Below are 6,227 nucleotides of genomic sequence, written 5' to 3'. Positions count from 1 at the left end.
TGTTCGGTGATGCTTCGTCCCCTTCCGGCGGGTCCGGCCGACTGCTCCGGGTCTATCTGTCATCCGCCGGAAGGGGACGGACAAGGGGGAACTTACTTCTTCCGGGCAGTTCACCTGCCCGGCCACTTGGACTCGTTAATTCGAACGACAGCGACTGTATAACTCGCTGCAGCGAATGTCTACACCCGACACGGCAGATTTTCGGCTGCCGGCAGGAGTGTTTATGTCACATGCATGGCCCGGGTTTCGCGGGCGCAGGGACCGGGTAGATCCGAAGTGCCCGAGCGGACGGAGGGGGCGAGGCTCATGGGCACGGCTTCACCCGGGCGCGGGTTCCAGGTCGTGGATCGGCGAAACGCAGCACGGCTATCGGGAGCCGACATGGGCAATTACCAGATACTAGAAATCGCCACCGAGGCGATCCGGCGCTCATCAGCGCGGCTGATCGCCGCCGACGCCAGACTCGCCGCATCTCAGGCCCGACTCACTCGGGCACAACAGCAGCTCGACACCGCGCGCCGCGCCGCGGCTCAGATCAGAAGGCCGCGGTTCTGCCCGCCCAGGCCCGCGAGTGGCCCCGATGGCTCTCGCGGTTGAGCGTCGGCGAGCGAGAAGTCAGAAGTGATCCGACAACCCCGAACCCAGGCGACGGCCTCGGAAATCAGCCACACCGGTGCAGCCCAAACCAGCCCGGAGCATCCAACGTCGACTCCCCCGCCACACCATCGACCAACTCGTCCAGGACGACCGCGACGGCGCCACCGCGCTCGAACTCGCCGCCCGATACGACATCTCAAAAACCGCCGTCCTGAACCTACTCACCCGAGAAGGAGCCACCCGCCGACACCAACCACTCACCGACGCCGACATCAACCACCTCGAAAACCTCTACCTCGCCGGCCACACCCTCACCTCCTGCAGCCGACTCACCGGCACACACCCGCCAGCACAATCGAAGACGCCCTCCACAAACGCGGCACCCCATGCGCCCCGCCGGCGGCCACCACAACCACACATGAGCCGACGCCGAGTGTCGACACACCCGAAAGCCCAACCAATTCAAACCAATAGCGAATCTTTAGCAATCGCCGAGCTCGTCAGCCGCGCGCCGCCGACCACCTCCCCACGTCGGTGACAATCAGCACCCCAGCAGGAAAAGGCCCGGATGACCACACGTACCCCGCATGATGAAGCGACGCCAACCGTCGACGGCCGACAGACAAGCTTCCAGTAGCGATCGATACGCAAATAGGCTGGGACAGTTGCTCGTTCAGCCCGGAGCGCTACGTTCGTTGAACGGCGAATCCGCAGTTCAACGGGATCCCGATCCGGTGGAATCGCTCGGATTCGCACGGAGATCGCCGGTTCACTCGGCCCTGCAGAACGTCCACAGGACGTCGTAGAACCACATCCGATCATCGGGCCGGTGATCTGCGGGACGCCGATGCGCCCGGCGATCGTCGGGGGACCGAAGAAGTACCCGGGCTGCGGGATCGTCATGCCGAGCACCACTTCGTCCACCCCGCCCACTTCGATACTGCGGTCGGCCAGTGCGCGACTGGTGACTGCCGTCGCCAAATCCACACTCGACACCTCGCCGACGGCTCCTTGCCCCCGGATGAACGGTGAGGACCAGAGCAAGCCGGCCGGGATCGCGACGTGCGCCTCAATGGAAAGGTTGCTGAGCGCTGGCTTGTCTCCACGCCCCGGTATCCGAGCCCGCCCGTGCCGGTCTGATGGCCGTACCCCGCGTCGGGCCCTGATCGCCCGATGACGTCGGCGATAGAGGACCAGCCGCCGAGGCCCCGGTGCACGGCGAAGGCCGTGAACCGGGGCGGCGGAACGGTAGACGAGGTGAACGCTGACGCAACATCACTATTGCCCCAGCAGCCCCAGGAGACACAGCCACCCAGCTGGATTCGAAACAGAAAGACCACGGCATTTCCGCTGATGAGAGTGCTACAGGAACCGAAAGCCAACTCGCAGACAGCGAATGATCAGAACCCACAAAATGCCCTGACCAGGGATTATAAGAATTGTGGTCCCAGCTGGTTTCGAACCAGCGACCTCTCGCGTGTGAGGCGAGCGCTCTCCCGCTGAGCTATGGGACCGGGGATTTCGAGAGCGGCTGGGGTGCCGTTCCGAACGAGAAGGAACCTTAACACGCATCCCCGGTGTCACACCAAATCGGGGCTTGACCTGGGTGTTTCAGCCGAGCGGCGATGGACGGAACGTGAACGGGCACAGAAGGTCTCGCGATGTCGGCTCGGCGCGTGGTCGCCCCCTCCACCGAGTGAAGCATCGCGGGAGATCGGGCGGGGCCGTGTCCGAACGGACCGCGGTTACAGAGTTCCGCGCCGCGGAACGAGGCCCCGGGCCGGTCCGCCGCGCCGCGACGGATGTGACCACAGGGATCGCCTGGCGCACCGGGCCGGCCGGGCGCCGCGCCGGCGCCACCGAGCCGGTGTCATCCGACGGAGTGCAACCACCCCGGAAAACACACCGGTGTTATTCACTTTTACCCCCATCTACCAGGCGATTTGTTGACGGTGCGGGTTGTGGGCTAATGTTCTCTCTCGCAGCCGGAAGGGGCCGAAAAGCCCCGGAGACGCAGCATGCGGATGTAGCGCAGTTGGTAGCGCATCACCTTGCCAAGGTGAGGGTCGCGGGTTCGAATCCCGTCATCCGCTCGAAGGCCAACCCGGCCTTGGTTGGCGGTGTGGCCGAGTGGTGAGGCAACGGCCTGCAAAGCCGTGCACACGGGTTCGATTCCCGTCGCCGCCTCTGAGTAGGCGAACCACGCGCGATTAGCTCAGCGGGAGAGCGCTTCCCTGACACGGAAGAGGTCACTGGTTCAATCCCAGTATCGCGCACAAACGAAGAACAGGTCAGCCCCGGTTTCGACCGGGGCTTTCTTGTATCCGCAGCACGGACGTAACGAGTTCGTGGACGACTGTGTCCGCCGTCTCGTCGCCTGGGATACGGTCGAGGCCCAACCAGCCGAGCGGCAAGGAGAGATGTCGTGCGCGATTCGGTAACCGTCCACATGGCCGCGCCGCCGGCGCAGGTGTGGGCGCTGGTCAGCGATATCACGCGGATCGGCGAATTCAGTCCCGAGACGTTCGAGGCCGAATGGCTCGGCGGCGCAACGGGTCCCGCGGTGGGAGCGAAGTTCCGGGGGCACGTGCGGCGCAATCAGGTGGGGCCGGTCTACTGGACCACGTGCCGGGTAGACGTGTGCGAGCCCGAGCGAGAATTCGCCTTCACCGTCCTCGGACCCAAGGGGATGAGCATCAACAGGTGGGGCTATCGGCTGGAACAGCGCGACGGCGGCACCGACGTCACCGAATCGTTCGAACTCTCGACGATCCTGCCGCTGCGGCTGTACTGGACGGCGCTCGGGTGGGCGCGCGGGCGGCGCAACCACAACGATATGGCCACCACCCTCAACCGGATGAAGATCGCCGTCGAGCACGGCTGATCCGCGGGTTCGACGCGCTATTCGGCGAATTCGACGCCCAGCACCCGATCCAGCACCCGCGCTCCGCTGTCGGTCAGCCGCAGCGTGCGGCGGGTTCCCGGCCGTTCCACCCAGCCCGCCGATTCCATGCGGGTCAGTACCGCGGCACCGAGCGCACCGCTCAGATGGTGACGTTGCTCGCTCCAGTCGACGCAGAAACGCAGCAGGGGGCGGCGCCGGTCGCGGGCGGCGTCGAGATCCACGCCCAGCTCGGCGAACAGGGGCTCGGCATTCGGGCCCAGGCGGTACGGGTGGTCGGTCATCGGCGCCGAGATCGGATCTCCCTGTGCGCGTGCGGTTCCCGCGACGCCGTCGGTGCGGGTCAGCGCCTGCCGCTCGAGCAGTGCCTCGGTGACCGCGACGCCCAGTCGCCCGGCCAGGTGGTCGTAACAACTGCGCGCCCGGCGCAGCGCCGCCGCGCGGGTGGATTCCCGCAGTGAACGCACGGGTCGCGTCGGCGCCAGCACTGCCAGCGCTTCGATCGCGGCGCCGACCTGGGCATTCGCTATGCGGTAGTACCGGTGGCGGCCGGATCGTTCGACCGTGAGCAGTCCCCCCTCCACGAGCCGGGCCAGGTGTTCGCTGGCCGTGGACGCCGCGACGCCGGCCTCCGCGGCCAGCACCGATGCCGGCAGCGCGCGCCCGTCCGCCAGGCCGATCATCATGCGCGCCCGGGTCGCGTCGGCCAGCAGGGCGCCGACAGCGGCGATATCGGAATACCCGTAGAGAGGTCGGCGATCGGTCATGACTCGAGTCTGCCGCGACAACACTTCGGTGCGCACCGAATCGTGGCCGTCCGCGCACGTCCGCGACGACAGCGGGCGGACGGTCAGCCGGCAATCGGCGGGCGACCTCGCTCCACAACCTTGACTACCGTTCCGGTTCGGCCGACATTGGGGTGGTGCGTATGCGTGCGGAGGAACTCGATGTGCCTCCGGCCGAAGGATTCGATCGGATCGGAACGGTCGAGATGACGCTGAGCGCGTTCGGTGCCGGTGATATCCACGGCTCGATCGACGAGATCGCCTATGCCGCCGCCGACCTCGGTGGCGAGTATTTCCACGTCACCGATTCCTTGGGCGCACGGGTCACCGCCGTGGTGTATCGCCGCAGTCGCCGGCGTCGGCGATGGTTCCGCCGCTTGACCTGACGCTGCGCCGCCAAGGAGGCGGTGAGCGAAAGAAGCTGCGGCAGGACGCTGTTCGCTTCACCCGCTGCCTCATCGCCGATACTTCGGTCCACACCGAAAGGTTGCGCACCGACACTGCGGATATGACTTCGACTCCACAGGTTCGCAACCCGGCCGCCATCCTCACGGTGATGTGCGCCGGGATGTTTCTGGTGTTGCTGGATGTGACCATCGTGAATGTCGCGCTGCCCGCGATCGGTCGCGGCCTGCATACCGACATCGCATCGCTGCAGTGGGTGGTGGACGGATACGTGGTCGCGATCGCGGGACTGCTGCTGGCGGCGGGAACCGTCGGCGATCGGATCGGGCATCGCCGGATGCTGCTCGCCGGATTCGCGGTCTTCGGGCTGGCCTCGCTGGCGTGTGCACTGGCTCCGTCGGTCGGGGTGCTGATCGCCGCGCGGGTGGTCCAGGGCGTGGGCGGGGCGCTGCTGTTGCCCAGCACCATGGCCGTCATCGTGGACGTCTTCCCGGATCGGGCGGAACAGGCGAAGGCGCTGGGCACCTGGGCGGCGGTATCGTCGCTGGCGTTGCCGGCCGGACCGCTGCTCGGCGGAATTCTCGTCGACCGCCTCGGGTGGCGGCCGGTCTTCTGGATCGCGGTGCCGCTGACGATCGCGGCGACCGTCGCGGCCCGGATCGTGGTACCGGCCGCACCACCGCGGCGCGGCGAGCGCATCGACGTGCCCGGACTGGCCGGATTCGTCCTCGGCCTGGGCGCGCTGGTGTTCGCCGTCATCTCCGCGGGGCACCACGCGGGGACGGCGGTCGTCGGCACCGCGGCGGTGGTCGCGGTGTGTGCGCTGGCGGGCGCCTACCTCTCGGCGCGGCGCAGCGCTCATCCGTTCCTGCCGGTGGACCTGTTGCGGCACAAGGATTTTCTCGCTCCCAATGTCGTCGCCCTGATGATGAACCTGATCTTCAACGGCATCCTGTTCATCGGCATGCTGTATCTGCAGGACACGCTGGGGCGCTCCCCCGTCGCGGCGGGCGTCAGTGTGCTGCCGCTGGCCCTGCCGCTGGTGCTGCTGGCGCCGGTGTCGGGACGATTGACCGCCCGGTACGGCCCGCGCCCGGCCATCGCGATCGGCTGCGCCCTCGCGGCATGCGGTTCGGCGATGCTGCTCACACTCGACGACCGCGGTGGCAGCGGCGGACTGCTGCTGAGCTTCACCGTGCTCGGCTGCGGCTCCGGCCTCATCACGACATCGGTGGTCGCGGCGACGGTGCGTGCCACACCGGCGGACCGGTCCGGCCTGGCGACGGGAGTGTCCAATACCGCCCGGCAGGTCGGAACCGCCTGCGGTGTCGCGATATTCGGCGCGGTGGCCGGATCGCCGACTGGGCCGGGTTTCGTCGGCGCCATCCACCGGCTGGCGGCCGGCTCGACTCTCGCGTGGATGGTCGCGCTGCTGATCACCATCTTCGCCGTGGAGGCCGGCGAGTCGGCAGCGGCCGACTCGGGCCGAGACAGCCGCCTCACCGAACCCGCGCGCCGCTGAACCGTCGAAGCGGCTC

General features: G+C 67.5%; 5 protein-coding genes and 4 tRNA genes. 6 read left to right on the top strand and 3 right to left on the bottom strand.

The window, feature by feature from the left end; translation table 11 throughout:
- Positions 1-1,059: 1,059 nt before the first annotated feature.
- A complete protein-coding gene (locus A5780_RS40175) occupies positions 1,060-1,584 on the bottom strand; it encodes a hypothetical protein (protein WP_156769619.1) in 525 nt (174 codons plus the stop codon).
- A gap of 455 nt (positions 1,585-2,039) precedes the next feature.
- Positions 2,040-2,111, bottom strand: a tRNA-Val gene (locus A5780_RS23110).
- Positions 2,112-2,617: 506 nt separating this feature from the next.
- Here A5780_RS23110 and A5780_RS23105 point away from each other — a divergent pair.
- From A5780_RS23105 to A5780_RS23090, 4 genes are all read left to right on the top strand, one after another.
- Positions 2,618-2,690: transfer RNA gene (locus tag A5780_RS23105), tRNA-Gly, on the top strand.
- Between the two features lie 23 nt (positions 2,691-2,713).
- Positions 2,714-2,784 (top strand) — tRNA-Cys (locus tag A5780_RS23100).
- Positions 2,785-2,801: 17 nt separating this feature from the next.
- Positions 2,802-2,873 (top strand) — tRNA-Val (locus tag A5780_RS23095).
- Positions 2,874-3,022: 149 nt separating this feature from the next.
- Complete coding sequence (locus A5780_RS23090) at positions 3,023-3,481, top strand: SRPBCC family protein (protein WP_104364478.1); 459 nt, start codon at positions 3,023-3,025, stop codon at positions 3,479-3,481.
- Positions 3,482-3,498: 17 nt separating this feature from the next.
- Here A5780_RS23090 and A5780_RS23085 read toward each other — a convergent pair whose 3' ends face one another.
- Positions 3,499-4,266: a helix-turn-helix transcriptional regulator gene (locus tag A5780_RS23085; RefSeq protein ID WP_063019332.1), complete on the bottom strand. Its 768-nt coding sequence runs from the start codon at positions 4,264-4,266 to the stop codon at positions 3,499-3,501.
- A gap of 161 nt (positions 4,267-4,427) precedes the next feature.
- On the opposite strand from A5780_RS23085, the gene A5780_RS23080 reads away from it, so the two are divergent.
- Positions 4,428-4,670 (top strand): hypothetical protein, encoded by a 243-nt coding sequence (locus tag A5780_RS23080; protein ID WP_064901772.1) that lies wholly within the window; start codon positions 4,428-4,430, stop codon positions 4,668-4,670.
- 122 nt (positions 4,671-4,792) lie between these two features.
- Positions 4,793-6,211 (top strand): MFS transporter, encoded by a 1,419-nt coding sequence (locus A5780_RS23075; protein ID WP_064909577.1) that lies wholly within the window; start codon positions 4,793-4,795, stop codon positions 6,209-6,211.
- Positions 6,212-6,227 lie beyond the last annotated feature (16 nt).

The sequence above is a fragment of the Nocardia sp. 852002-20019_SCH5090214 genome (genome assembly GCF_001665865.1).
GTDB classification, from domain to species: Bacteria; Actinomycetota; Actinomycetes; order Mycobacteriales; family Mycobacteriaceae; genus Nocardia; species Nocardia nova.
This window is presented reverse-complemented; position numbering and strand designations above follow the sequence as displayed.

Excerpts from the sequence above, each read along its gene's own strand:
- A5780_RS23085 (WP_063019332.1), bottom strand. The coding sequence starts at position 4,266 with ATGACCGATCGCCGACCTCTCTACGGGTATTCCGATATCGCCGCTGTC.
- A5780_RS23080 (WP_064901772.1), top strand. The coding sequence starts at position 4,428 with ATGCGTGCGGAGGAACTCGATGTGCCTCCGGCCGAAGGATTCGATCGG.
- A5780_RS23075 (WP_064909577.1), top strand. The coding sequence starts at position 4,793 with ATGACTTCGACTCCACAGGTTCGCAACCCGGCCGCCATCCTCACGGTG.